This is a genomic window from Brevibacterium siliguriense, from assembly GCF_900105315.1.
Lineage (GTDB): Bacteria > Actinomycetota > Actinomycetes > Actinomycetales > Brevibacteriaceae > Brevibacterium > Brevibacterium siliguriense.
In genome coordinates this window covers 2,408,980-2,433,422 of the sequence record NZ_LT629766.1, presented here as the reverse complement: position 1 = coordinate 2,433,422, position 24,443 = coordinate 2,408,980, and the positions used below count along the sequence as shown (strand labels likewise).

At 66.0% G+C, this 24,443-nt stretch carries 24 protein-coding genes and 1 pseudogene; all 25 read right to left on the bottom strand.

Going from position 1 to position 24,443, the window contains the following annotated elements:
• Window positions 1-2: 2 nt before the first annotated feature.
• The 25 genes and pseudogenes from BLU88_RS10745 to aroC all read right to left on the bottom strand — a co-directional run bounded on the left by BLU88_RS10745 (window position 3) and on the right by aroC (window position 24,443).
• On the bottom strand, window positions 3-437 hold the full coding sequence (locus BLU88_RS10745; protein WP_231939360.1) for a PH domain-containing protein: 435 nt from the start codon (window positions 435-437) through the stop codon (window positions 3-5).
• Window positions 438-444: 7 nt separating this feature from the next.
• Window positions 445-1,284 (bottom strand): ATP phosphoribosyltransferase, encoded by an 840-nt coding sequence (gene hisG, locus BLU88_RS10740; protein ID WP_092013538.1) that lies wholly within the window; start codon window positions 1,282-1,284, stop codon window positions 445-447.
• A gap of 54 nt (window positions 1,285-1,338) precedes the next feature.
• Entirely contained in the window at window positions 1,339-1,602 is a 264-nt protein-coding gene (locus tag BLU88_RS10735; protein ID WP_092013535.1) for a phosphoribosyl-ATP diphosphatase, read from the bottom strand.
• 98 nt (window positions 1,603-1,700) lie between these two features.
• Window positions 1,701-2,366: a nicotinamide mononucleotide transporter family protein gene (locus BLU88_RS10730; RefSeq protein WP_092013532.1), complete on the bottom strand. Its 666-nt coding sequence runs from the start codon at window positions 2,364-2,366 to the stop codon at window positions 1,701-1,703.
• Between the two features lie 50 nt (window positions 2,367-2,416).
• Window positions 2,417-3,079 carry a ribulose-phosphate 3-epimerase gene (rpe, locus tag BLU88_RS10725; RefSeq protein WP_092013529.1) on the bottom strand — a complete coding sequence of 221 codons (663 nt, stop codon included), beginning with the start codon at window positions 3,077-3,079 and terminating at the stop codon, window positions 2,417-2,419.
• A 3-nt stretch (window positions 3,080-3,082) separates the two neighbouring features.
• Window positions 3,083-4,551, bottom strand: a pseudogene (locus tag BLU88_RS10720) (RsmB/NOP family class I SAM-dependent RNA methyltransferase).
• A gap of 5 nt (window positions 4,552-4,556) precedes the next feature.
• Window positions 4,557-5,489 carry a methionyl-tRNA formyltransferase gene (fmt, locus tag BLU88_RS10715; RefSeq protein ID WP_092013526.1) on the bottom strand — a complete coding sequence of 311 codons (933 nt, stop codon included), beginning with the start codon at window positions 5,487-5,489 and terminating at the stop codon, window positions 4,557-4,559.
• Between the two features lie 29 nt (window positions 5,490-5,518).
• Complete coding sequence (locus BLU88_RS10710; RefSeq protein ID WP_092013523.1) at window positions 5,519-7,573, bottom strand: primosomal protein N' family DNA-binding protein; 2,055 nt, start codon at window positions 7,571-7,573, stop codon at window positions 5,519-5,521.
• Between the two features lie 12 nt (window positions 7,574-7,585).
• The gene (gene metK, locus BLU88_RS10705) at window positions 7,586-8,791 is read right to left on the bottom strand and encodes a methionine adenosyltransferase (protein WP_092013520.1); all 1,206 of its coding nucleotides are present in this window, start codon (window positions 8,789-8,791) and stop codon (window positions 7,586-7,588) included.
• Window positions 8,788-10,068, bottom strand: a complete 1,281-nt coding sequence (gene coaBC, locus BLU88_RS10700; RefSeq protein WP_092013517.1) for a bifunctional phosphopantothenoylcysteine decarboxylase/phosphopantothenate--cysteine ligase CoaBC — start codon at window positions 10,066-10,068, stop codon at window positions 8,788-8,790. Before coaBC ends, metK begins: the two co-directional genes overlap by 4 nt.
• The gene (gene rpoZ / locus BLU88_RS10695) at window positions 10,065-10,400 is read right to left on the bottom strand and encodes a DNA-directed RNA polymerase subunit omega (protein WP_228278442.1); all 336 of its coding nucleotides are present in this window, start codon (window positions 10,398-10,400) and stop codon (window positions 10,065-10,067) included. The genes coaBC and rpoZ overlap by 4 nt, the downstream gene beginning before the upstream one ends.
• 12 nt (window positions 10,401-10,412) lie before the next feature.
• A complete protein-coding gene (gene gmk, locus BLU88_RS10690) occupies window positions 10,413-10,976 on the bottom strand; it encodes a guanylate kinase (RefSeq protein ID WP_092013510.1) in 564 nt (187 codons plus the stop codon).
• A 19-nt stretch (window positions 10,977-10,995) separates the two neighbouring features.
• Complete coding sequence (gene mihF, locus BLU88_RS10685; protein ID WP_092013507.1) at window positions 10,996-11,307, bottom strand: integration host factor, actinobacterial type; 312 nt, start codon at window positions 11,305-11,307, stop codon at window positions 10,996-10,998.
• Window positions 11,308-11,482: 175 nt separating this feature from the next.
• On the bottom strand, window positions 11,483-12,328 hold the full coding sequence (gene pyrF, locus BLU88_RS10680) for an orotidine-5'-phosphate decarboxylase (protein WP_092013504.1): 846 nt from the start codon (window positions 12,326-12,328) through the stop codon (window positions 11,483-11,485).
• Window positions 12,328-15,603: a carbamoyl-phosphate synthase large subunit gene (carB, locus tag BLU88_RS10675; RefSeq protein WP_092013501.1), complete on the bottom strand. Its 3,276-nt coding sequence runs from the start codon at window positions 15,601-15,603 to the stop codon at window positions 12,328-12,330. Before carB ends, pyrF begins: the two co-directional genes overlap by 1 nt.
• Window positions 15,604-15,615: 12 nt before the next feature.
• Complete coding sequence (gene carA / locus BLU88_RS10670) at window positions 15,616-16,776, bottom strand: glutamine-hydrolyzing carbamoyl-phosphate synthase small subunit (RefSeq protein WP_092013498.1); 1,161 nt, start codon at window positions 16,774-16,776, stop codon at window positions 15,616-15,618.
• Window positions 16,773-17,267 carry a PH-like domain-containing protein gene (locus BLU88_RS10665; RefSeq protein ID WP_092013495.1) on the bottom strand — a complete coding sequence of 165 codons (495 nt, stop codon included), beginning with the start codon at window positions 17,265-17,267 and terminating at the stop codon, window positions 16,773-16,775. Before BLU88_RS10665 ends, carA begins: the two co-directional genes overlap by 4 nt.
• Window positions 17,252-18,565, bottom strand: a complete 1,314-nt coding sequence (locus BLU88_RS10660) for a dihydroorotase (RefSeq protein ID WP_092013492.1) — start codon at window positions 18,563-18,565, stop codon at window positions 17,252-17,254. Before BLU88_RS10660 ends, BLU88_RS10665 begins: the two co-directional genes overlap by 16 nt.
• Window positions 18,558-19,538 carry an aspartate carbamoyltransferase catalytic subunit gene (locus tag BLU88_RS10655; RefSeq protein WP_092013489.1) on the bottom strand — a complete coding sequence of 327 codons (981 nt, stop codon included), beginning with the start codon at window positions 19,536-19,538 and terminating at the stop codon, window positions 18,558-18,560. Before BLU88_RS10655 ends, BLU88_RS10660 begins: the two co-directional genes overlap by 8 nt.
• Window positions 19,535-20,086 carry a bifunctional pyr operon transcriptional regulator/uracil phosphoribosyltransferase PyrR gene (gene pyrR / locus BLU88_RS10650; RefSeq protein ID WP_092013486.1) on the bottom strand — a complete coding sequence of 184 codons (552 nt, stop codon included), beginning with the start codon at window positions 20,084-20,086 and terminating at the stop codon, window positions 19,535-19,537. Before pyrR ends, BLU88_RS10655 begins: the two co-directional genes overlap by 4 nt.
• A gap of 110 nt (window positions 20,087-20,196) precedes the next feature.
• Entirely contained in the window at window positions 20,197-20,607 is a 411-nt protein-coding gene (gene nusB, locus BLU88_RS10645) for a transcription antitermination factor NusB (RefSeq protein WP_092013483.1), read from the bottom strand.
• A complete protein-coding gene (gene efp, locus BLU88_RS10640; protein WP_025777834.1) occupies window positions 20,608-21,168 on the bottom strand; it encodes an elongation factor P in 561 nt (186 codons plus the stop codon).
• A 147-nt stretch (window positions 21,169-21,315) separates the two neighbouring features.
• A complete protein-coding gene (gene aroB / locus BLU88_RS10635; RefSeq protein WP_092017421.1) occupies window positions 21,316-22,437 on the bottom strand; it encodes a 3-dehydroquinate synthase in 1,122 nt (373 codons plus the stop codon).
• Window positions 22,438-22,608: 171 nt separating this feature from the next.
• Window positions 22,609-23,247: a shikimate kinase gene (locus tag BLU88_RS10630; RefSeq protein ID WP_092013480.1), complete on the bottom strand. Its 639-nt coding sequence runs from the start codon at window positions 23,245-23,247 to the stop codon at window positions 22,609-22,611.
• Complete coding sequence (aroC, locus tag BLU88_RS10625; protein ID WP_092013477.1) at window positions 23,244-24,443, bottom strand: chorismate synthase; 1,200 nt, start codon at window positions 24,441-24,443, stop codon at window positions 23,244-23,246. Before aroC ends, BLU88_RS10630 begins: the two co-directional genes overlap by 4 nt.

Sequence of the window (24,443 nt, the reverse complement as noted above, 5' to 3'; positions counted from 1 at the left end):
TCCTAATCCTCCTTGAAGTGGGTGCGTCTCTTGATGAGCATACGCAATCGTGCGACCTCCGCATGGGCGCGGCGACCGTCTGCATGCTGGATCGCCATCACCGCGCAGGTGGTGCCGTCGGTGAGATCCAACAGGGGCCAGGGGTCATCGCCTTCGGGTGAGAACGTCACGCCGAGGATCTGTCCCCAGTCGAACCGGCGGGTGCGCACCATGTTCTTGACCACCAGGCCCTCCTCGGTGGGCCGAGCCTGGATATCGGAGATGCGCAGCAGGGCGGCTCCGAAGATAATCCCCAGCAGGTTCATCCATATCATGTCGAGCGCTGTCCACGGTTCCCAGTCCACGACGAACAGCGCCACGGACAGGACCGCGAACCCCGCGGTCACCGCAACGGCACCGACGATGCTGATGATGCGCACCTGTCGGGGCCGGAACACAGCGAGATCAGATTCGGCAGGCGCCAATGTTCGTCACCAGGATCGCACGCGCCCCGGCCCCGTAGAGTCGGTCCATGACGTTGTTGACTTCCTTCGCCTCGACCATGACCCGCACGGCCACCCAGCCGGTCTCCTGCAGCGGAGACACCGTCGGGGATTCGAGTCCCGGGGTCAGCGAGATCGCTTCGGGCACCAGCCGCTCTTCGATGTTGTAGTCGACGAGGACGTACTGGCGGGCGACCATCACCGATTCGAGGCGGCGTTTGAGCACGCCGATTCGGGACTCGGCTCCGGCGCGCTGGATGAGCACACCTTCGGATTCGAGGAGCGGTTCGCCGAAAGTCTCGAGTCCGGCGGCGCGCAGGGTGGAACCGGTTTCGACGACATCGGCGATGGCCTCGGCGACTCCGAGCTGGATGGAGACCTCGATCGCTCCGTCGAGCTGCACGGTCGTCGCGGCGATGCCGCGTCGCTGCAGGTCGGCGTCGACGAGGTTCGGGAAGCTCGTGGCGATGCGGGCGCCGGCCAGCTGGTCGGGCGAGGAGAAGGAGCCGACGGTTCCGGCGTAGAAGAAACGGGAGGCGCCGAATCCGAGTCCGAGCACCTCATCGGCTTCGGCCTGTGACTCGAGCAGCAGGTCGCGGCCGGTGATCCCGGCGTCGAGGATGCCGGAGCCGACGTAGATGGCGATGTCTCTGGGGCGCAGGTAGAAGAATTCGACTCCGTTGACTTCGTCCTGATGGACCAGTGTCTTGGTTCCGCGTCGAGTGGAGTATCCGGCCTCGCTGAGCATGTCGGAGGCGGCTTCGGACAGTGCGCCCTTGTTGGGCACGGCTACACGCAGCATGGGGTCCCTTTGGAGTTCGATGGCGTCGGTTTCGGTCTGGTTCGTGGGAGGGTCTTACAGGTGGGTGTTGACATCGTCGAGGGTCAGTCCCTTGGCGATCATCATCACTTGCACGTGGTAGAGCAGCTGCGAGATCTCCTCGGCGAGCTCTTCCTTCGTTTCGTATTCGGCGGCCATCCACACTTCGGCGGCCTCTTCCACGACCTTCTTGCCGATCGCATGGACTCCGGCGTCGAGTTCGGCCACGGTCTTCGAACCGACCGGTCGATCGAGGGATTTCTGCTGGAGTTCGGCGTAGAGAGTCTCAAAGGTCTTCACTTCTCCAGACTAATGCATCCTCATCGACCGCAGCATTCGGGGTCTCATGTTCCAAAACGCCGAATACAGGCGGTCCCCCGCACCGCAGCCTCCGCCGGTCAGTCCTCGGGGTCGCGGCCGATGTCGGTGGCCGGGCGGTGAGGTGCCGAGATCGTCTGGCGTGAGCGCTTCGACCAGTCGATGAGTCCGAGGATGACCATGACGAGGAAGAACAGGTATACGGCTCCGGAGAAGACGAGTCCGCCGGAGATCGCCAGCGGGATGCCGACGAGGTCGACGGCGAGCCAGACGAACCAGAACTCGACGATGGCCCGGCCCTGGGCGTACATGGCCACGATCGAGCCGATGAAGATGTACGCGTCGGGATACGGGTTCCAGGACCATCCGCCCAGGGCGAGCACCCAGCCGAAGACTCCCGTGCCGATGACGAGTGCCGCGAGCAGGATCGCCCGCTCCTTCCAGGTGGCCCAGCGGACGAGAACCTCACCGGCGGCGGCCTTGGACTTCTTCCACTGCGTCCAGCCCCAGACCGCGGCGACGATGATGACGACCTGCCGGGAGGCGTTGCCGCCGAGGCCGGCCGAGATGCTGGCGGAGAAGAGCAGGATGGAACCGAGGATCTGCACCGGCCAGGACATGATGTTCCGGCGCAGCGCCAGGACGACCGTGGCCAGGGCACAGATGTTGCCGAACAGGTCGGAGTACGGAACGGGTTTGCCCAGCAGTTCGAATGCCGGGGTGTTCAACCAGGCGAACAGGTCCATCGCAGGCTCTCTTCAGGTGTGGGCCGCACGAGACGTTCGGCCCGGATCGGTCAGTGGGTGTGAGCGGCGGCGAGGCTCCGCAGTTCGCTGATGGCCGCCGCGGCATCCTCGGCGCCGTAGACGGCGGAGCCGACCACGAGGACGTCCGCACCGGCGTCGACGACGCGGTCGATCGTCGACGCGGAGACTCCCCCGTCGACCTGCAGCTTGATCTCGAGTCCGGCAGCGGAGATCGCTTCGCGAGTCCGCGTGATCTTCGGCAGGCACACGTCGAGGAACTTCTGACCGCCGAAGCCGGGTTCGACGGTCATGATGAGGATCTGGTCGAACTCGCCGAGGAGGTCGATGAAGGGTTCGATCGGGGTAGCCGGTTTGAGTGCGAGGCTCGCCTTCGCTCCGAGGCGGCGCAGTTCCCGTGCCAGGCGCACGGGGGCGGCAGTCGCCTCGGCGTGGAAGGTCACCGAAGCGCAGCCGATCTCCGCGTACACGGGAGCATTGCGATCGGCGTCGGCGATCATGAGGTGCGCATCGAGCGGGATCGGTGAGATCGCCTGGATGCGTTCGACGACGGGCGGGCCGAAGGTGAGGTTCGGGACGAAATGGTTGTCCATGACGTCGATATGGGCCATATCGGCGGTGCTGATCTTCTCGAGTTCACCGCGCAGGTCGGAAAAGTCCGAGGACAGGATGGAGGGGTTGATGTCGATGGACATGGGTCATTTCGCCTTTCGCAGGAGGGCCAGGAACATTCCGTCGCTGTTGTGCAGGTGCGGCCAGAGCTGAGCGTATCGCCCGCCGCCCCGGGGCACCGAGGCGAACGATTCGGCCTCGGCCCCGGTGATCGCCGACAGCACAGCCGGTGTGTCGAGCTGTTCGATGTCCTCGGTCCCGGACTTGGCACGCAGTCGGAGGACTTCGTCGACGATGAGCACGGTTTCGGCATAGTGCGGAGAGCACGTCGAATAGGCGACCACTCCCCCGGGGAGCAGGCGTCGAGCGCTGCGGCGAGCAGTTCGCGTTGGAGTCCGGTCAGAGCCGTGATGTCCTCGGGTCGTCTGCGGTAGCGGGCTTCGGGGCGGCGACGCAGTGCGCCGAGCCCGGAGCAGGGCACGTCGACGAGGATCTTCGAGTAGGGGCCGCTGGCGTCGCGTCCGTCCCGGAGTGCGGAGGTGACGTTCGTCAGTGCCTTGGTGGAGTCGCGGACGAGTTCGACGCGGTGTTCGCTGGAGTCGAAGGCCTCGAGGGTCAACGATTCGCCGGCGGCCCTGGCCGCGAGGACGGCGGCCTTGCCGCCGGGTCCGGCGCACAGGTCGGCCCAGGTGCCGGCAGGTGCCTCCACATCGGCCAGGGCGAGGGCGACGAGAGCAGACCCCTCGTCCTGGACGCGGGCGCGTCCGTCGGCCACGGCCGCGACGTCTCTGGGCACCGCGGTGTCCAGGGTGACGCCGATCGGCGACAACGGTGTCGGATCCCCCGGCAGTTCGGTGCGGTCGATGAGTCCGGGCAGGGCGGTCACGCCGACCTTCGCGGGCGCATTGTCGGCTGCCAGGAGGGCTTCGAGTTCGGCGTCGTCGCGGCCGTGACCCTTGAGCGCCTGGGTGAGGGCCCGGACGACCCATTCGGGATGGGAGTGTTCGATCGCCAATCGGGTGGTCTCCGAGGTCTCGACGGTGACGCGATCGAGCCAGACGGCGGGTTCGGCTTCCGAGATGCGACGGAGCACGGCATTGACGAATCCGGCGGTCTTCGCAGCGGAGCGCTTGATCACGGCCACGGTTTCGGACAGTGCGGCATGGTTGGGCACCCGCATCGACAGCAGCTGGTGGGCGCCGAGGCGCATTGCGGCCAGGGGCTCGGGGTCGATCTTGTCGATGGTGCGGGACGAGGCGACTTCGATGACCGCATCGTAGAACTTCTGCCGCCGCAGGGCTCCGTAGGTGAGTTCGGTTGTGAAGGCCGCATCCTGGGCGCCCATACGGGTGCGGGAGAGTTTGGCCGGCAGCAGCAGGTTCGCGTACGCGTCTTTCGTCGCCACGTCGAGGAGGACTTCCCAAGCGATGCGCCGCGGCAGATTCTTCCCCGACCGTTCCGACTGTGGTGCTCGACCCTGCCGTGTGCGGTCGAGGTCGCCTCGACCGCGACTCTGCCTGCCGCCTCGGCGGTCTCTGCCTGCTGCTTCAGCCATGGATCTTAAGCTTCCTCTTCGGTATAGGGGTCGAAGGTCACGTCCGAACGGCCGCGCAGGAAGTCGACCGTGGCCATCCGGGACTTGCCGAAGGGCTGGATCTCCTCGACTCGGACCCAGCCGTCGCCGCAGCGCAGCACCGGCTGCTGCTGCCAAGTGGTCAGTTCGCCGACGGCGCCGGAGGCAGTCACCTCGGGAGCGGGTGTGAGTCCGAAGAGCTTCGTCCTCTTGCCGTCGAGCTCCACCCACGGTCCCGGTGCGGGGCTGGTTCCGCGTGCGCGGTCGATGACCTGGGCGGCGGGTGCGCACAGGTCGAGGTGGGCGTCGGTGACGGTGATCTTCTCCGCATGGCTGGACTCTCCGGTCTGCGGGGTCTCGCTGGCGGTGCCGGCGGCCAGTTCGTCGAAGGCGGCGACGAGCTCGGGAGCACCTCGGTGCGCATAGTCCTCGAGTGCCGAGGCGACGTCGGGGTGGTCGAGCGGCAGTTCGAGTCGGCGCAGCACGGGTCCGGTGTCCATGCCTGCATCGATGCGGAACACACTGACTCCGCTGGTTGTCTCACCGGCGATGAGTGCGCGTTGGACGGGAGCGGCCCCGCGGTAGGCCGGCAGCAGAGAGAAGTGGAGGTTGAACCAACCGAGGCGGGCGGTCTCGAGTGCGGCTGGTCCGGCGATGGCGCCGAAGGCGACGACCGCGACGGCATCGACGTCGAGGTCCCGCAGCTGGGCGATGACGTCGCCGCGCAGTCGACCGGCTTCGATGATGGGCAGTCCGAGCTCGAGAGCACGGGTCTTCACCGGTGACGGAGTGAGGACTCTTTTCCGTCCCACGGGCGCATCGGGTCGGGTGAGCACCGCACGGATGCGGTGGTCCGATTCGGCTAGGGCCTCGAGAGCCGGAACTGCGACATCAGGGGTGCCTGCGAAGACGATATCCACGATTTGGATTCTACTGGTTCGCCGTTCCATCACAGCGACCGGGGAGCATCGATGCGCGCTCGCACCTGCGGCTGCTTCTTCGCCGAGCGCGACGCGATGATCTCGGCCACTCTTGTCCCGACCCGGTCTCCGGCGGAGAACGGGTAGGCGCTGACGCTGCGCTGCCCGTCCTCGGCATCCTCGCGCAGGAGCTCCTCCACCTCTCCGATCTCTCCGATCACCTCATCGATGTCGGCACCAGCTCCCGTGAGTTCGAGGATTCGTCGGTAGGGCGGGAAGCCGAGGACCTTTCGGTCTCTCAGCTGCCGTGACATGAAGGTCGTGGGGTCGAATGCGGTCAGGGTCTGCCGGATGAGTTCGTCTTCGTCGCCGAGGTAGACGGCTCCCCCGTCATCGCGTGAGCGGACGAGGGAGGCCGCGCGCAGTCGGCGTGCCACGCTTTCGTCGATCGACTTCATCCACGGTCCCGGCCACAGCGAGTCCAGGAGGATCGCTGCAGCGTATCCGCCGAGCGCATAGGGTTCGGCCCCCGTCGTGGCCACCACGAGTCGCGGGGACTCGTCGAGGGCGGTGGAGATGTGATCGCCTCCGGATTCGACGATCTCGATGTCCGGCAGAGCTCGGGCGAGCTCTTCGACGGTGCGGGCCCGTCCGCGCACGATCGACCGGACTTGGTGCGAGCGGCAGCGTTGGCAGCTGAAGGTCTCCGAATGATAGCCGCAGGACCGGCAGGCGAAGGGACCGACCTCCGATTGTGTCGTCAGCGTCGCTTGGCATTGCGGGCAGCGAGCGACTTCCTGGCAGCGGGCACAGGCGAAGACCGGATAGTAGCCGGCCCGCGGCACCTGCACGAGCACCGGGCCGGGCACTCCCCCGTCGCGGGGACGCGGGCGCAGGGCCGTGCGCATGATCTGCCAGGCCCGGCTGGGGATGCGCTGCCAGGCGAAGGGATCTCGGTCCTCGTCGGGGACGAAGACGACCGGTGCGGCATGACGTCTGGCCGGACCGACCGGTGTGACGTCGGCCAGCCAGCCGATTTCGACGAGCCGCTGCACTTCGGCGCTGCGGTCGGTAGAGACGAAGAACAGTTCGGTGTCCTCGATCGTCGTCCGAAGCAGGCAGACCTCCCGGGCATGCGGGTAGGGGGCGTGCTGGTCGAGGAAGTTGAGGTTCGCGTCATCGGTGCAGATGATGAGGCCGAGGTCGGCGACGGGTGCGAAGGCCGCTGCTCGCGTGCCGATCGTGATCCTAGTGTGTCCGAGCAGTCCGCGCAGCCAGGCCTGCCACCTCAGCTCCGGTGACTGGTCGGCGCTGAGCACTGAGATCTCCGCGATCCCGGCGCTGGTGAGAGCCGAATGGAGCACCGCGAGCTCTCGATGGTCGGGCACGAGCCAGAGCACGGATCGGCCTGTTTCGAGCGTCGTCCGTGCGGCATCGAGTCCAGCGCGGATCCAGCTGAGTCCCGGAGTCGCCCCGGGAGTGCAGGCTAGGGCCCTGCGCCGAGGCGGTGCCACAGGATCCACGGCCGTGAGTTCCTCCCCCGCTGCGAGAACCCACTCGCCGAGGCGGCCCACCAGCTGCGGATCATCTGACGATCCGTAGTTCTCGCTGGCCGCAGGATTGTCGGTCTCCGCATTGTCCGGCGCAGCCGGTGTCCCGGCTTTCTCCGCCTTGAGCACGGCCTTCTCCCCGCGGGCGTGACGCGGAGGGATTGCTAGGCGGAGCACATCAGCGAGTGTGCCGCCGTAGCGACGGGCGACCGCTTCGCTCAGGGCGAGCAGATCCTCACTGAGCACCTGGACGGGTCCGCTGATGCGTTGGATCGTCGCCAAGGGCCCGATGTGGTCCGATGAGTCGACGCGTTCGAGCAGATAGCCGTCACGCAGCTTCCCGGCGAACTTCACCCGCACCCGCACACCGGGCAGGGCCGCCTCGGCGAGCTTCTCCGGGACCGCGTAGTCGAAGGTCCGTGCCAAGTGCGGGACGGGGTGGTCGATGAGCACTCTGGCGACCGGATCGGTCGGGGCCAGGGGCACCTGGCCCTCGGCCGAGGTTCCGGTGTCGATCGGGAGGGGTTCGTCCACGCCGACGACAGATCAGTTCGAGGACACGGCGCGCAGCAGATCCTCGGCGCGGTCCGTGACCTCCCAGGTGAAGTCGGGCAGTTCACGGCCGAAGTGGCCGTAGGTCGAGGTCTGCGAGTAGATCGGGCGCAGCAGGTTGAGTTCCTGGATGATCATCGCCGGGCGGAGGTCGAAGACCTCGCGGATGGCCCGGGAGATCGCGTTCGGGTCGACTTTCTCCGTTCCGAAGGTCTCGACGTACAGTCCCATCGGGTCGACACGGCCGATCGCATAGGACACCTGCACTTCGGCACGCGCGGCGAGACCGGCGGCGACGACGTTCTTCGCCACCCAGCGCATCGCGTAGGCCGCGGAACGATCGACCTTCGAGGGGTCCTTGCCGGAGAACGCACCGCCTCCGTGCCGGGAGAATCCGCCGTATGTGTCGACGATGATCTTCCGCCCGGTCAGACCGGCATCGCCCATCGGCCCGCCCGTGACGAACGGGCCGGCGGGATTGATGTGGATGTTCGCGCCCGAGGTGTCGAGACCGGAGTCGGCGATCACCGGGTCGATGACGAGTTCCTTGATCTCCGTATGCAGCTGGGACTGGCTGGCCTCAGCCGAGTGCTGGGTGGAGACGACGACGTTCTCGATCGACACGGCTTCATTGCCGTCGTAGCCGAGTGTCAGCTGAGTCTTTCCGTCGGGGCGCAGGTAGTCGAGTCGACCGGACTTGCGCACCTCCGAGAGCTGCTCCGCCATCCGGGAGGCCAGGTGGATGGGCAGCGGCATGAGCACATCGGTGGAGTTGTCGGCATAGCCGAACATCAGTCCCTGGTCTCCGGCTCCGAGGCTGGTGCCGTGGTCGGAGGATTCGACGGCCTCACGGAAGTCCAGCGGGTTCGTCACACCGGAGTGGATGTCCGTGGACTGGCTGCCGATCGATACGGAGACCCCGCAGGAGTGTCCGTCGAAGCCGGTGTCGGAGGAGTCGTAGCCGATTCCGGTGATGAGGCTGCGCACGATTCCGGCGACATCGGCGTATGCGGCCGTATTCACCTCACCGGCGACGTGGACCAGACCGGTGGTGACCATGGTCTCCACGGCCACTTTGGCGTTGGGATCCTGACTGAGCAGGTCGTCGAGCACCGCATCGCTGATCTGGTCGCAGATCTTGTCGGGATGTCCCTCGGTGACTGACTCGGATGAGAAGAAACGCAGATTTGTGTGTGTCACGTTGTCGATTCTACGTGGGTGAACTTGTCGGACAGGGTCGCGATGACCTTTTGTGAAACATGGTCCTTCGACCCGAGGAATTCCTCACCGACGGTGACGTCACCGCGGTCGGAGGTGATGATCTGGACCTTGGTGTCATCGTGGCCGAAGGCACGGTCGTCGGAGACGTCGTTGAACACGAGCAGGTCGACGCCCTTGCGCAGGAATTTGGACCGCGCGTAGTCGAGGGCGGTCGTGTCGGCATCGCCGGTCTCCGCGGCGAAGCCGACGATGATCTGTTGGCTCAGTCCGGTCTGCCGACTGCGTTCGTCGACGAGTCCGCGCAGGATATCCGGGTTCTGCACGAGGCGCAGGGTCAGCCCCTCGTCCCCGGACTTCTTCATCTTCGAGTCCGTGGTTTCGGCGGGCCGGTAGTCTGCGACGGCTGCGGCCATGATGATGGCATCGGCACGCTCCTGAGCCGAATGCATCGCTTCCTGCAGCTCGAGAGTGGATTCGACCGGCGTGATCGTGATGTCGGCGGGCAGCACTGACAGCAGACCGGTATCGATGTTCGCGGCGACGAGCTCGACGTGCGCGCCTGCGGCATGAGCGGCCTTGGCGAGGGCGATGCCCTGCTTCCCCGAGGAGCGGTTGCCGAGGAACCGCACTGGGTCGAGCGGCTCCCGGGTGCCGCCGGCGCTGATGACGATGTGGCGACCCTCCAGGTCACCGCGAGCAAAGGTGGCCGCGGCTGTCGGATCACCGGCTGCGCCGTTCTTGACCGAGAGTGCGTAGTCGACGATGTCTTCGGGTTCCGGCAGACGTCCGGGACCGGAATCGGGGCCGGTGAGACGCCCGACTGCGGGGTCGAGGACGTGGATGCCGCGGGAGCGCAGGGTCGCGATGTTGGCCACGGTGGCGGGATTGAGCCACATCTCCGTGTGCATGGCCGGAGCCACGACCACCTCGGCGGTGGTGGTGAGCACGGAGGCGGTGAGCAGATCGTCGGCCCGTCCGGCGGCGATCTTCGCGATGAGGTCGGCGGTTGCGGGGGCGATGATGACGAGTTCGGCCGCCTGCCCGATCCGGACATGGTTGACGGTGTCGACCTCGTCGAAGACGTCGGTGGTCACCGTCTGGCCGGACAGGGCCTCGAGGGTGGGGGCACCGATGAACTTCAGCGCGTTGGCCGTCGGGACGACCTTGACGCTGTGTTCGAGCTCCCGGAGTCGCCGGATGATGTGTGCCGCCTTATACGCGGCGATCCCACCGGCGACGCCGAGTACGATTCTCACTGGTCGCTGAAGTCGATCGCGCCGTCGTTGCTCACAGGAGCGGTGGCTTCGGCCTCGGGTGCGGCCTGGATGAAGTCGGCTTCGGAGACCTCGCGGGCGACGATCTTCGACTCGTTGACCTCACGCAGAGCGATCGACAGAGGCTTCTCGTTGGTGCCGGGCGTGACGAGCGGACCGACGTTCTCGAGCAGTCCCTCCTGCAGCTGGGCGTAGTACGAATTGATCTGACGGGCGCGCTTTGCCGCGATCGAGACCAGTTCGTACTTCGAACCGGTCACGCCCAGCAGATCGTCGATCGGAGGATTAGTGATGCCTTCAGGCTGTGCGGGCAAGGAGATTCCCATCTAATCGGAAGTGGATATACCCATCAATGATAGGAGTTCTTCGGCCGCAGTGCGAACGTGGTCGTTCACGATGGTCACGTCGAACTCCGATTCGGCGGCCAATTCACGTTCGGCGGTGATCAGACGCCGCTGCTGCTCCTCCTCGGTTTCGGTGCCCCGACCGGTCAACCGGGACACGAGCTCCTCCCAGCTGGGCGGGGCGAGGAAGACGAAGCGGGCGTCGGGCATCTTCTCTTTCACCTGGCGCGCACCCTGCAGATCGATCTCGAGCAGCGCCGGAATTCCCTCGTCGAGCTTCTCCTCCACAGGAGCCGAGGGTGTGCCGTAGCGGTGGCGTCCGTGGACGACCGCGTATTCGAGCAGTCGATCCTCGGCGATGAGTGCGTCGAAGGCGTCGTCGGTCAGGAAGTGATAATGAACACCATCGATCTCACCGGGACGTCTGGGCCTGGTAGTGGCCGACACTGAGAACCAGACCTCGGGGTGGTTCTGCCGAATATAGGTGCTGATGGTGCCTTTTCCGACGGCGGTCGGACCCGCGAGGACGGTGAGTCGATTGTTCACAGATCTGAGGTTGTCACACTCAGGAATATTTCTCCAACAAGGCGGACTTCTGGTGCACGCCGAGACCCTTGATCCGCCGAGAGGTGGCGATGCCGACCTCTTCCATGGCGGCTTCGGCTCGCCGGTCGCCGACTCCGGGCAGAGCCCTGAGCAGATCGAGCACGCGCATCTTCGCCAGTGCTTCGTCGCCTGCTGCCTTCTTGAGCACGGCCGCGAGATCGGTATCGCCGGTCTTCAGCGCCGACTTCACTTCGGCTCGTGCCTGACGCGCCTTGAACGCTTTGTCCAACGCAGCGGAACGCTGTTGCGGGGTCAACGGTTCGAGTGCCACTTTGTCTCCTCTGTCACCATGAACGGGCAGGTAGGGAAGTTGTCTCAGTCTAAGACAAAATCCCTGCCGAGAGGCGATATCAGCAGAAATTTATGGCGTGGCGAGCCGGAATCCACCATCCGGATGACCGTCGGATCCGGATGCCTCTGACAGTCCTGCGATCCGAAGCCCAGGCTCAGTCCGCTGCCGTCAGCGCGCGGTTGAGCGCGGCTGCGGAGTCGGCCAGTCCCTCGGGCCCGGCACCGAGCACTGCCCGGGACGCGGTGGCGAGCACCTGTCCCGAAGCCAGGGCTCGGTCGCCGAAGACCGCACGCAGCTCGGCCCTGCCGGCGCCCTGTGCGCCGACGCCCGGGGCGAGGATCGGTCCCCCGCAGTCGCTGGGATCGAATCCCAGGTCTTGGGCGGCCGTGCCGATGGTCGCCCCGACGACGAGTCCGAAGGGACCGAGCCCATCGGCCGAAACCAGTGCCTGAGCATTGCGCTGCCGCACGCGGGACACGATCGAGCCCGCCACCGAATCACCATCTCTCGCGGCGTGCTGGACCTCGGCACCTTCCGGGTTCGAGGTCAGGGCAAGGACGAATATGCCTTTGCCGTGGGCGGCCGCAAGTTCGAACGCCGGTTCCAGGGCCCCGAACCCGAGGTAGGGCGAGACCGTGATCGAGTCCGCAGCCAGCGCCGAGGCGGGGTCGAGGTAGGCCTTCGCGTAGGCACCCATGGTCGACCCGATATCGCCGCGTTTGATGTCGAGAACGGTGAGCAGCCCCGCATCCCTGGCCGCGGCCAGGGTCTCTTCCAGAGCGGCGACTCCGGCGGAGCCGTACTGTTCGAAGAACGCCGACTGCGGCTTCACCGCGGCCACCGAGCCCTTGAGTTCGGAGACCGTGCGGAGGGCGAACTCCCGGACGCCTGCGGCGGTGGCCGGCAGCCCCCAGGAGGCCAGCAGATGCTCGTGCGGGTCGATGCCCACGCACAGCGGTCCGTGCTCGTCCATGGCGACTGCCAGTCGGGTGCCGAACATCAGGCGCTCCAGTCCTGCAGGCTGCGCACGTCGAACTTCGAGTCCCGGATGACCTCGAGGGAGGTCACTGCGGCGGCGAATTCGGCCAACGTCGTGATCAACGGCACGGAGTTCGCGGTCGCGGCCGCTCGGATCTCATATCCATCGGCGCGTTCCTGTCGACCCGAGGGCACGTTGATGACCATGTCGATGGTACCTGCGGTGAGGTAGTCGATGACCGTGCGGTCCTCGGCGTCGGCTTCGAAGTGCTTGTGCACCTGCGTGGTCTTGATCCCGTAGCGGGAGAGCACTGCCGCTGTGCCGGTGGTCGCGACGACGTCGAAGCCCATGTCGACGAGTTCCTTGACTGGCAGCACCATCGCGCGTTTGTCCCGATCGGCCACCGATACGAAGACCGTGCCCGAGGTCGGCAGCTTCACGGATGCTCCGAGCAGTCCCTTCGCGAAGGCGGTCGGGAAGTTGTGGTCGATGCCCATGACCTCGCCGGTCGAGCGCATCTCGGGTCCGAGGATCGAGTCGACGATCTTGCCTTCGACAGTGGTGAACCGACGGAACGGCAGGACGGCTTCCTTAACGGCGATCGGATGATCGAGCGGCAGGGTCGAGCCATCACCTTCCGTGGCCAGCAGGTCACCGCGCAGATCGTCGATCGTACGGCCCACTGCGATGAGAGCCGCGGCCTTGGCCAACTGGGTCGACGTGGCCTTCGAGACGAACGGCACGGTCCGCGAGGCCCTCGGGTTCGCTTCGATGACGTGGAGGACATCGGCGGCGATGGCGAACTGGATGTTGAGCAGTCCGCGCACACCCACACCCTCGGCGATGGCCTTCGTACCCTGGCGGACACGCTCGAGCACGTCTTCGCCCAGGGTCAGCGAGGGCAGCACGCAGGCGGAGTCACCGGAGTGGATTCCAGCCTCCTCGATGTGCTCCATGATTCCGCCGATGTAGACCTCGTTGCCGTCGAAGAGCGCATCGACGTCGATCTCGATGGCGTCTTCGAGGAACCGGTCGACGAGGACGGGACGGTCCGTCGAGATCTCCGTGGCGCTGGCCATATAGTCGAGCAGCTGGGTGCGGTCGTAGACGATCTGCATTCCGCGTCCGCCGAGGACGTAGGAAGGACGCACGAGCACCGGATAGCCGATGTTCTCGGCGATCGCTGCGGCTTCCGCAGCGGTCACTGCTGTGCCGTGCTTGGGTGCGGTGAGTCCGGCCCGGTCGAGAACGGTGCCGAACTCTCCGCGGTCCTCGGCCAGGTCGATGGCTTCGGGCTGGGTGCCGAGCACCGGCACGCCTGCGGCCTTGAGCTTGTCGGCCAGGCCCAGGGGGGTCTGCCCGCCGAGGGTGCACACGACGCCGAGGACCTCGCCGGCGGCGAGCTCGGCATGGTAGACCTCCATGACGTCTTCGAACGTCAGCGGTTCGAAGTACAGGCGATCAGCGGTGTCGTAGTCGGTCGACACGGTCTCCGGGTTGCAATTGACCATGATCGTCTCGTACCCGGCCGAGCCGATCGCCATTGTGGCGTGGACGCACGAATAGTCGAACTCGATGCCCTGTCCGATCCGGTTCGGTCCGGAGCCGAGGATGATCACGGCCGGACGATCGCGCGGCATGACCTCGGTCTCGGCATCGTAGGACGAGTAGTGGTACGGGGTCTTGGCTTCGAATTCGCCGGCGCAGGTATCGACGGTCTTGAACACCGGGCGCACGCGCAGGGCGTGGCGGATGCCGGTGACGACACCGGTGTCGAGGACACGCAGGGCCGCGATCTGGTCATCGGAGAAGCCGTGGTTCTTCGCGACCCGCAGGACCTGTTCGTCGAGTTCGTCGGCATCGCGGATGTAGGCGGCCACCTCGTTGATGAGCTGGATCTGGTCGAGGTACCAGGGGTCGATCTCGCAGGCGTCGAAGACCTCTTCCGCACTGAGCCCGGCGGCGAGTCCGCGTTGGACCGAATGGATGCGGTCTGCGGTGGCGTGCGAGATGGCTTCGAGCACGGATTCGCGAACGTCGTCGTCGGAGACGTCGGGCAGGTCGGCCCAGCTGAAGGATGCGTCTTTCTGCTCGAGTGAGCGCATGGCCTTCTGCAGCGCAGTGGTGAAGTTGCGCCCCAGGGCCATGACTTCGCCGACGGATTTCATCGTCGTCGTCAGGGTCGGATCCGCGGCCGGGAACTTCTCGAAGGTGAAGCGCGGGATCTTCACGACCACATAGTCCAGGGTCGGTTCGAAGCTGGCCGGGGTGACCTTCGTGATGTCGTTGGGGATCTCGTCGAGCGAGTAGCCGACGGCGAGTTTCGCGGCCATCTTCGCGATCGGGAAGCCCGTGGCCTTCGACGCCAGCGCGGAGGAGCGGGACACACGCGGGTTCATCTCGATGGTGATGATGCGTCCGGACTTCGGGTCGACGGCGAATTGGATGTTGCAGCCGCCGGTGTCCACGCCGACGGCGCGGATGATGGCGATGCCGATATCGCGCATCGACTGGTATTCTCGGTCGGTCAGAGTCAGCGCCGGGGCCACGGTGATCGAATCACCGGTGTGCACGCCGACGGGGTCGACGTTCTCGATCGAGCACACAACGACGACATTGTCCTTGTTGTCGCGCATGAGCTCGAGTTCGTATTCCTTCCACCCGAGGATCGATTCCTCGAGCAGCACCTCGTGGGTGATGGAATCGGACAGGCCGGCGCCGGCGATGCGGCGCAGATCGGCTTCGTCGTAGGCCATTCCCGAACCGAGGCCGCCCATGGTGAACGAGGGACGGACGACGACCGGGTAGCTGAGCTCCTCAGCGGCGGCCAGGGCTTCGTCGAGGGTGTGGCAGATGGCGGACCTGGCCACCTCGGCGCCGCAGGCCTCGGCGATGTCCTTGAACTTCTGCCGGTCCTCACCGCGTTGGATGGCATCGACGTCGGCGCCGATGAGTTCGACGCCGTACTTCTCGAGCACTCCGGCATCGTGCAGCGCAATGGCCGCGTTGAGGGCGGTCTGTCCACCGAGGGTCGGCAGGAGCGCATCGGGGCGCTCCTTCTCGATGATCGTCTCGATGATCTCCGGATCGATGGGTTCGACGTAGGTCGCATCGGCGATGTCCGGGTCGGTCATGATCGTCGCCGGGTTCGAGTTGATGAGGATGACGCGCAGGCCCTCGGAGCGCAGCACACGGCAGGCCTGGGTTCCCGAATAGTCGAATTCGCAGGCCTGACCGATGACGATGGGGCCGGAGCCGATGACGAGGACGGATTTGAGGTCTTGTCTCAGTGGCATTGGGTGTTCTCCTTAGGCCTGAACAGCCGAATCGGCCTGGGAAGCGGACATGAGGTCGACGAAGCGATCGAACAGGTAGCTCGAATCGTGCGGGCCGGCCGCAGCCTCGGGGTGGAATTGGACGGAGAAGGCGGGAATGTCGAGGCAGGCGAGTCCCTCGACGACATCGTCGTTGAGGCACACATGGGAGACGGTCACCCGGCCGTAGTCGGCCTTGTGCGGGGCGACGGTCTCGCCCGTCAGCGGTGCGTCGACGGCGAAGCCGTGGTTCTGCGAGGTGATCTCGACCTTGTCTGTGGTCCGATCCATTACGGGCACATTGATGCCGCGGTGGCCGAAGGGCAGCTTATAGGTGCCGAATCCCAGCGCCCGACCGAGCAGCTGGTTGCCGAAGCAGATGCCGAAGAACGGCAGCCCCGCGTCGAGGACGGCACGCAGCAGTTCGACCTGGTCGTCTGCGGTGGCGGGGTCGCCGGGGCCGTTGGAGAAGAATACTCCGTCGACGCCGAGGGCTCGGATCTCGTCGAAGCTGATCGTCGACGGCAGCAGATGGACGTCGATTCCGCGTTCGCTCAGTCGTTCGGGTGTCATCGATTTGATGCCGAGGTCGACGGCGGCGACGCAGAACTTCCTCTCCCCCTTCGCGGGGATGAGCGTGGGCTCGGTGATCGAGACTTCGTCCACGAGGTTGGCTCCGGCCATCTGCGGGGAGGCCTGGACTCGGGCGAGCAGTTCGGACTCGGACGCCTCGGCGGCGGGTCCGGAGAAGATGCCCACGCGCATGGCGCCCTTGTCTCGCAGGTGTCGGGTCAGGGCTCGGGTATCGACGTCGGAGATGCCGACGATGCCGGACTCGGTCAGCCAGTCGACGAGGTCGCCTTCGGATCGCCAGTTCGACGAGATCCGGGACGCGTCGCGGACGACGTAGCCGGCGGCCCAGATCTGGGCGGACTCGTCATCGGTGCGGTTGATGCCGGTGTTGCCGATGTGCGGCGCGGCCTGGATGATGATCTGTCGGTGATACGACGGGTCGGTCAGCGTCTCCTGATAGCCGGACATAGCGGTGACGAATACGGCCTCACCGGTGGTCTCGCCGAGGTGTCCGTAGGCGGATCCGTGGAAGGTCCGGCCGTCTTCGAGGACGAGGACAGCGGGGGTGGTGGAAAAGCTCATTGTGCCTCTTCGATCATTTCGCGGATGCGGTCGACGGTGGGGGTGGTGGATGCGGCGTAGCGGGCGCGGAAGCCCGTGTCGACGAGGGTGTCGCCGAGGTGCCAGGTGATGCGGATGATGCCTCCGCGTTCGACGAATTTCCCGATCATCCCGTTCGTGGTGTCCACGGAGACGATGTCGCGGCGAGGGATGAGGAAGTCCTCTCGTCCGGCCAGGTCCATGATCACTCCCCCGTCGGTGACGACGAGTTCCCCGGTGGTGCGGATGCCCAGACCGTGGACGGCGACACGTTCGAGCGGATGGCCGGCCTTCGTGGTCGACACGTAGGAGCCTTCGACGGGTTCGGACACGGATTTGATGCCGATATGGGGCTTCGGCGGGGAGGCGACCTCTGACTGGGCCTGTTTGCGTCGGCTCCATCCCCACGCGATCGCGACGATCACGAGGAGGATGACTGCGGCGACGATGAGTGTGCCTACTGTTGTGTCCATGTTGCTCCTGCCGGGTGGGGTGTGGTGAGTGCCCCTGCGGCCAAGACCCGGTGGCCGTAGAAGAAGGTGTCGGTGACCTTCGCGGTCACCTCGACGCCGGCGAAGGGGTTGTTGCGCCCCTTCGTGGCGTGGTCGGCGGGTTCGATGCGGTGCGGTGCGGCCGAGTCGACGAGGACGATGTTCGCGCTGGCCCCGATCTCGAGGCTGCCGTGCCCGGAGGCGCCAGTGATGCGGGCCGGGGCCGACGACATCACGCGGGCCACATCGCCGAAGTCGAAGTCGTGGTCCGCCATGGCTGCGACCACGATGGACAGCGCGGATTCCATGCCGACCATGCCCATGGCCGCGGCGGTCCATTCGCTGCATTTGTGTTCGGAGGTGTGCGGGGCGTGGTCGGTGCCGACGACGTCGATCGTGCCGTCCGCCAGGGCAGCCCGCAGCGCCTGCACGTCCCTATCCGTGCGCAGCGGCGGGTTGACCTTGTACACGGGGTCGAAGGTGCGCACGAGTTCGTCGGTGAGCATAAGGTGGTGCGGCGTCACCTCGGCGGTCACGGCGACTCCCCGGGCCTTTGCCCAGCGGATGAGGTCGACGCTGCCGGCAGTGGAGACGTGGCAGACGTGCAGCCGGGATCCGACGTGTTCGGCCAGGAGCACATCGCGAGCGATGATCGATTCCTCGGCGACGGCGGGCCAGCCGGGCAGTCCGAGTTCGGCCGAGACCGCTCCCTCGTTCATCTGTGCGCCTTCGGTCAGGCGCGGTTCCTGTGCGTGCTGGGCGATGATCCCGTCGAAGGTCTTGACATATTCGAGGGCGCGGCGCATGAGCAGCGGATCGGAGACGCAGATACCGTCGTCAGAGAACATCCGCACGCGGGCACCCGAGCGTGCCATCGCCCCAAGTTCAGCGAGCTGCCGGCCTTCGAGACCGGAGGTCACGGCGCCGACGGGCACGACTTCGGTGAAACCGGCGGCGCGGCCGAGGCGGTGGACCTGTTCGACGACTCCTGCGGTGTCGGCCACGGGTGCGGTGTTGGCCATGGCGTGGACGCAGGTGAATCCGCCCGACGCCGCCGACTGTGATCCGGTGAGCACCGTCTCGGCGTCTTCCTTGCCCGGTTCGCGCAGGTGGGTGTGCATGTCGACGAGTCCGGGCAGCGCCACGAGGCCTGCCGCCTCGACGGTTTCGTGATCGCCGGTGCTCAGCAGCTCGGGATCGACGATGCGTCCTCCCTGGATCGCGATATCGGCGACTCCGCGCCCGAGGACGTCGGCTCCGCGGATGAGGTAATCAGTCATTGGTCTCCTCCTGACCGGTCAGCAGACGGTAGAGGACCGCCATGCGCACGCTCACTCCGTTCTCGACTTGGTCGAGGACGAGGGCGCGGGGTGAATCCGCTGCGGCAGCGGAGATCTCGAAACCGCGGTTCATGGGACCCGGGTGCATGATGAAGGTCGACTCCGGCAGCTTGGCCAGTCGGGCCGCACTCAGTCCCCACAGACGGGCGTATTCGCGTTCATTGGGGAAGAAGGACTCCTGCATCCTCTCGTGCTGGACCCGCAGCATCATCACGGCTGCGAAGTCCTCGGCGCTCAGGGCCGAATCGAAGTCGAAGTGGACGGTCACCGGCCAGTCCTCGACTCCCCATGGCAACAGGGTGGGCGGGGCGATGAGGTGGACGTCCGCGCCGAGGCCGGCGAGCAGGTGGACGTTCGACCGCGCCACCCGGGAATGCAGGATATCTCCGACGATGGCGACCTTCGCGCCATCCAGTCCCTGACCTCGCGGCCCCCCGGCCACCGGCCCCGAGGCGGGGACTCCGGCCAGTGCCCGGCGCAGGGTGAATGCGTCGAGCAGAGCCTGGGTGGGGTGTTCGTGGGTGCCGTCGCCGGCGTTGACGACGGGGACGTCGATCCATCCGGTGTGGGCCAGGCGGTGTGCGGTGCCGGCGCCCGAGTGGCGGACGACGATGGCGTCGGCGCCCATGGCCGAGATCGTCTGGATGGTGTCCTGGAGGCTCTCCCCCTTCGATACGGACGATCCCTTCGCGGAGAAGTTGAGTACATCGGCCGAGAGCCGTTTGGCTGCGGCTTCGAAGGACAGTCGGGTGCGAGTGGAATCCTCGAAGAACAGGTTGACCACTGTGCGTCCGCGCAGCACGGGCAGCTTCTTGACTTCGCGTTCGGAGACGAGAGTCATCTCCTCGGCGATGTCGAGGATGCCGATGGCGTCTTCTCGGCTGAGCGTCGCAGTGTCGAGCAGATGCTTCATTCGCGGCCTCCCGAGATGCTCACGGAGTCGTCTCCGTCGATTTCGGTCAGGGAGACGTTGACGCGTTCGCTGCTCGACGTCGGCAGGTTCTTACCCACATGGTCGGCCCGGATCGGCAGATCCCTGTGGCCGCGGTCGACGAGGACGGCGAGGCGGACCTTGGCAGGGCGACCGACATCGGCGAGGGCGTCGAGGGCGGCTCGGATGGTGCGTCCGGAGAAGAGCACATCGTCGACGAGGACGACGGTCTTCGCATCGATCCCCGCTGCCGGGATGGAGGTGGGTTCGGGCGCCCGGTAGGAGCCGCCGCGCAGATCGTCGCGGTACATCGTGATGTCAAGGCTGCCGGCGAGTTCGGCTGCGGTCTCCGGCTGCCCGGAGATGGAGGCGATCGCCTCGGCGAGGCGATGGGCGAGCGGGACGCCGCGGCGTGGAATTCCTAAGAGCACGAGGTCGTCGCTGCCCTTGTTGGATTCGATGATCTCGTGAGCGATGCGGGTGATCGCCCGCGAGATATCGGGGGCGTCCAGCACTGTTCGCTGTGTCATATTTCCCCTTCTCCGCCTCTCTGGACGGTGGTTAAAGGAGTGGTTCGATTCGATTGTAGACCCGGTGGGATGCCCACCGGCAGGCGGGTCCGGAATCCGGACCCGCCGGCTCAGATGAGTGTCGGTTTGACGTCGAGGATGCGCGAGAGCAGCCCCGAGACGAAACCGGGAGAATCATCTGTGGAGAACTGTCTGGCCAGGGACACTGCTTCGTCGATGGCCACCTTGTCGGGGACCTCGTCGTTGTACAGCATCTCCCAGGTTCCGATCTCGAGCAGAGACCGGTCGACGGCAGGCATCCGGTCGAGGGTCCAGCCTTCGGCATAGGTGGAGATGATCTCGTCGATCTCCGCCTGCTTCTCGGTGATGCCCTTGACGATCTCGACCGCGTATTCCTTCATCGGATAGTCGGGATCGTTCGACCGCATGGTGACGAGTTCGTCCATGGCCAGCCGACGCTGGCCTGCTTCGAAGAGCAGCTCAAGAGCCCGGCGACGAGCTCGGGTACGTGCCGATGCCACTTACTTGACGCGACCGAGGTAGTCGCCGCTGCGGGTGTCGACCTTGACCTTGACGCCCTCTTCGAGGAACAGGGGCACCTGGATCTCGTAGCCGGTCTCCAGAGTCGCAGGCTTCGAGCCGCCGGTCGAACGGTCGCCCTGGAGCCCGGGTTCGGTGTGGGTGATGGTCAGTTCCACCGACGGCGGCAGCTCAACCGAGAGCGGGGTGCCTTCGTGGAAGGAGATCTGCAGGTCCTGGTTCTCGAGCATGTAGTTCGCGGCATCGCCGACGAGTTCTGCGGAGATGTTGACCTGGTCGTAGTCCTTCGCGTCCATGAATACGTAGTCGGTGCCGTCATGGTAGAGGTACTGCATATCGCGGCGGTCGACGTTCGCGGTCTCGACCTTGGTGCCGGCGTTGAAGGTCTTGTCGATGATCTTGCCCGAGATGACGTTCTTCAGCTTGGTGCGGACGAAGGCCGGTCCTTTTCCAGGCTTGACGTGCTGGAATTCGAGCACCTGCCACAGCTGGTTGTCGAGGTTGAGCACAAGGCCGTTCTTCAGGTCGTTCGTTGTCGCCACTAATTCGTCCTTCTTCGGTTCAGTCATGATCACCGAATGGTGATCGCAGTCGGCAAAGCGCGCCTCACTGCCCCGAGGTGCGGGGTCGACGAACGCGCCACTGGGCAATTCTAGCAAGCCCGGCGGGAGCCTTCCATCCGGGCGGGGTCAGTTGAGGCCGATGCCGATGCCGAGCGGAACCGTCGGCGAATCCTCGCCGATCTCCTGGTAGGCCGTGAAGAGGATGGAGGCATCGGGGATCTCGACGGTGCTGGGTTCGCCGATATCGCTGAGCAGCACCATCCGCAGCATCGCTCCGCGCGCTTTCTTGTCCCTCTTCATCGTGTCCAGCAGCTGCGGCCACACATCGGAGCGGTAGCCGACGGGCAGTCCGAGCTTGCCGAGCAGTTCGCGATGGAGGTCGACGACCTCATAGGGCAGGCTCTTGATCATCGAAGCCACCTCGGCGGCGAAGACCATGCCCACCGACACGGCGGCACCATGGCGCCACTGGTAGCGCTCCTTGTGCTCGATCGCATGGCCGAGGGTGTGGCCGTAGTTGAGGATCTCCCGACGTCCGGACTCCTTGAAGTCGCCGGAGACGACTTCCGCCTTGACTCGGATGGAGCGTTCGATGAGTTCGCGCAGCACGGGGCCGTGCACATCGCCGATCTCGTCCTTCGAATGGTTCGACACCAGATCGAGGATCGCGGGGTCGGCGATGAATCCGGTCTTGACCACCTCGGCGAGTCCGGTGAACAGTTCGTTCTCCGGCAGGGTCCCGAGCGTGTCCAGGTCGACGAGGACTCCGGCGGGAGCGTGGAAGGAGCCGACGAGGTTCTTGCCTTCGGCGGTGTTGATTCCGGTCTTACCGCCGACAGAGGCATCGACCATGCCGAGGACGGTGGTGGGGATGTGGATGACCTTGATTCCGCGCAGCCAGGTGGCGGCGACGAATCCGCCGAGGTCGCTCACCGCTCCCCCGCCGACGGTGATGATGGCATCGGTACGGGTGAAATCGGATTGGCCGAGGACCTGCCAGCAGAATGCGGCGACCTGGACGTGCTTGGCCTCTTCGGCGTCGGGAATCTCCGCGGCCACGGCCTCGAAACCGGCGGCGGCGAGGTCGTCACGGACGGTCTCACCGGTGGTGCGCAGTGCGCGTGGGTGGATGACGAGGACCTTCTCGACGCGGTTTCCGAGCAGCTCGGGCAGTTCGCCGAGCAGTCCCTGGCCGACGAGGACGGGGTAGTTCCCGCCGGCGTCCACATTGATGCGTGTGAGGCTCATTCGTCCGTCTTCCTGATCGTTCATCGTCTTCTCTCAAGGCTCGGTCGCCCGGTGCGTGCTCGGTTCCGAGACGCCGTTTCCGCTGGCCGGACCCAGCCTAGCCCTCACAGGCACTCGGCGGCGAAACATCCGACCAGTTTGGTCGCAGACGTCTCACCGCCGGGGCTGTACTCAGCTCTCGTGGTGAGAGCCGTCGTCCTCGGAATTGGCGTACTTCGCGTATTCCTCGGCACGCCGCAGGCCGGTGAGGACGTCGACGACCCGATTGACCACCGTCGACGGCGGTGAATTGGAGGCCTGGACGCGGAAGGTCGCAACCTGTTCGTAGAGTGGTTCGCGTTCGTTGACCAGCGCCAGCCAGTTCTCCACCGGGGTTCCGGCGCCGCGCAGCAGCGGCCGATGCGGAGCGGTCAGCCTCTGGGCGACTGTGTCGACATCGATATCGATGTGCACGACCTTGATAGCAGGATGCTTCAGCTGTGCCCGGGTACCGGGATTGAGGATCGCGCCTCCGCCCAGGGAGACGATGCCCGGCCGATCGAGCAGTCGACGCAGCGCCCTGCGCACGACCTCCCGTTCGATGCGCCGGAAGTGATCTTCGCCGCGTTCGACGAAGATCTCCGAGATGACACCGTACTTGTCGACGATGTTCGCGTCAGTGTCCGTCAGCGGCAGGCCCAGCCGGTCAGCGAGAAGCCGACCGATCGTCGACTTCCCTGCTGCCGGCGGCCCGGAGAGCACGATGCGCGAGAACGCGGCGGGGACCGGTTCCAGGGGCGGAACCGGTTTGGGCAGCGGGGTGTGGTTCATCGTCCGATGCGGAGGTTCTCCGGAATGGCCGCGACATAGGCGTCCAGGTTCCGCTTCGTCTCGGCAACGGAGTCTCCGCCGAATTTCTCTGCGACGGCCTCGGCGAGCACGAGTGCCACCATGGCCTCGGCGACGACACCTGAGGCGGGCACTGCGCACACGTCGGAGCGCTGGTGGTTCGCCTTCGCGGCTTCTCCGGTTTCGACGTCGACGGTCGCCAGGGCGCGCGGCACCGTGGCGATCGGCTTCATTCCCGCACGCACACGCAGCGGACCGCCGGTGGACATTCCGCCTTCGGTGCCGCCGGCACGGTTGCTTGTGCGGCGGAATCCGTCGGGTCCGACTTCCAATTCGTCATGGGCCTGGGAGCCGGGACGCTTCGTGGTGAGGAATCCGTCCCCGACTTCGACGCCCTTGATCGCCTGGATGCCCATGAGGGCACCGGCCAGGCGGGAGTCGAGTCGACGGTCCCAGTGCACGTGGGAGCCCAGCCCCGGCGGCAGGTCGTAGGCGAGGACTTCGACGACTCCGCCGAGAGTGTCTCCGGCTTTCTTCGCCGCGTCGATCTCCGTGACCATCGCCGCCGACAGCTCCGCGTCGAAGCAGCGGACCGGATCGGCGTCGAGAGCCTCGACATCGGCTGCGGTCGGCAGTGCGGGCAGCGCATCGGGGGCGTGTTCGGCTCCGCCGATCGCCACGGTGTGGGAGACGAGGGTGATGCCCAGTTCGCCGAGGAACTTCGCGGCCACGGTACCCAGTGCCACGCGCATCGCGGTCTCACGCGCCGAGGCACGCTCCAGCACGGGTCGGGCTTCGTCGAAGCCGTACTTCTGCATACCGACGATATCGGCATGCCCCGGACGCGGCCGGGTCAGCGGGGCATTGCGCGCCAGTCCTTCGAGTTCGGACGCGTCGACGGGGTCTGGGCTCATCACGGACTCCCATTTCGGCCATTCGGTATTGCCGACCTCGACCGCCACCGGCGAGCCCAGGGTCCGTCCGTGTCGGACGCCGCCGAGGAGACGCACCTCGTCGGCTTCGAACTTCATACGTGCGCCGCGGCCATAGCCGAGTCGGCGGCGAGCCAGGCTCGCACGAATATCGTCCCTGGTGATCGGTACATGGGCGGGAAGCCCCTCAATGATCCCGGTCAGCGCTTCGCCGTGGGATTCGCCTGCAGTCAGCCATCTCAACAT

Coding starts and splice junctions, on each gene's coding strand:
- hisG (WP_092013538.1), bottom strand. CDS start 1,284: ATGCTGCGTGTAGCCGTGCCCAACAAGGGCGCACTGTCCGAAGCCGCC.
- BLU88_RS10730 (WP_092013532.1), bottom strand. CDS start 2,366: ATGGACCTGTTCGCCTGGTTGAACACCCCGGCATTCGAACTGCTGGGC.
- rpe (WP_092013529.1), bottom strand. CDS start 3,079: ATGTCCATCGACATCAACCCCTCCATCCTGTCCTCGGACTTTTCCGAC.
- pyrF (WP_092013504.1), bottom strand. CDS start 12,328: ATGTTCGGCACCCGACTGGCAGTCGCCATGGACGAGCACGGACCGCTG.
- carB (WP_092013501.1), bottom strand. CDS start 15,603: ATGCCACTGAGACAAGACCTCAAATCCGTCCTCGTCATCGGCTCCGGC.
- carA (WP_092013498.1), bottom strand. CDS start 16,776: ATGAGCTTTTCCACCACCCCCGCTGTCCTCGTCCTCGAAGACGGCCGG.
- BLU88_RS10665 (WP_092013495.1), bottom strand. CDS start 17,267: ATGGACACAACAGTAGGCACACTCATCGTCGCCGCAGTCATCCTCCTC.
- BLU88_RS10660 (WP_092013492.1), bottom strand. CDS start 18,565: ATGACTGATTACCTCATCCGCGGAGCCGACGTCCTCGGGCGCGGAGTC.
- BLU88_RS10655 (WP_092013489.1), bottom strand. CDS start 19,538: ATGAAGCATCTGCTCGACACTGCGACGCTCAGCCGAGAAGACGCCATC.
- pyrR (WP_092013486.1), bottom strand. CDS start 20,086: ATGACACAGCGAACAGTGCTGGACGCCCCCGATATCTCGCGGGCGATC.
- aroB (WP_092017421.1), bottom strand. CDS start 22,437: ATGAGCCTCACACGCATCAATGTGGACGCCGGCGGGAACTACCCCGTC.
- BLU88_RS10630 (WP_092013480.1), bottom strand. CDS start 23,247: ATGAACCACACCCCGCTGCCCAAACCGGTTCCGCCCCTGGAACCGGTC.
- aroC (WP_092013477.1), bottom strand. CDS start 24,443: ATGTTGAGATGGCTGACTGCAGGCGAATCCCACGGCGAAGCGCTGACC.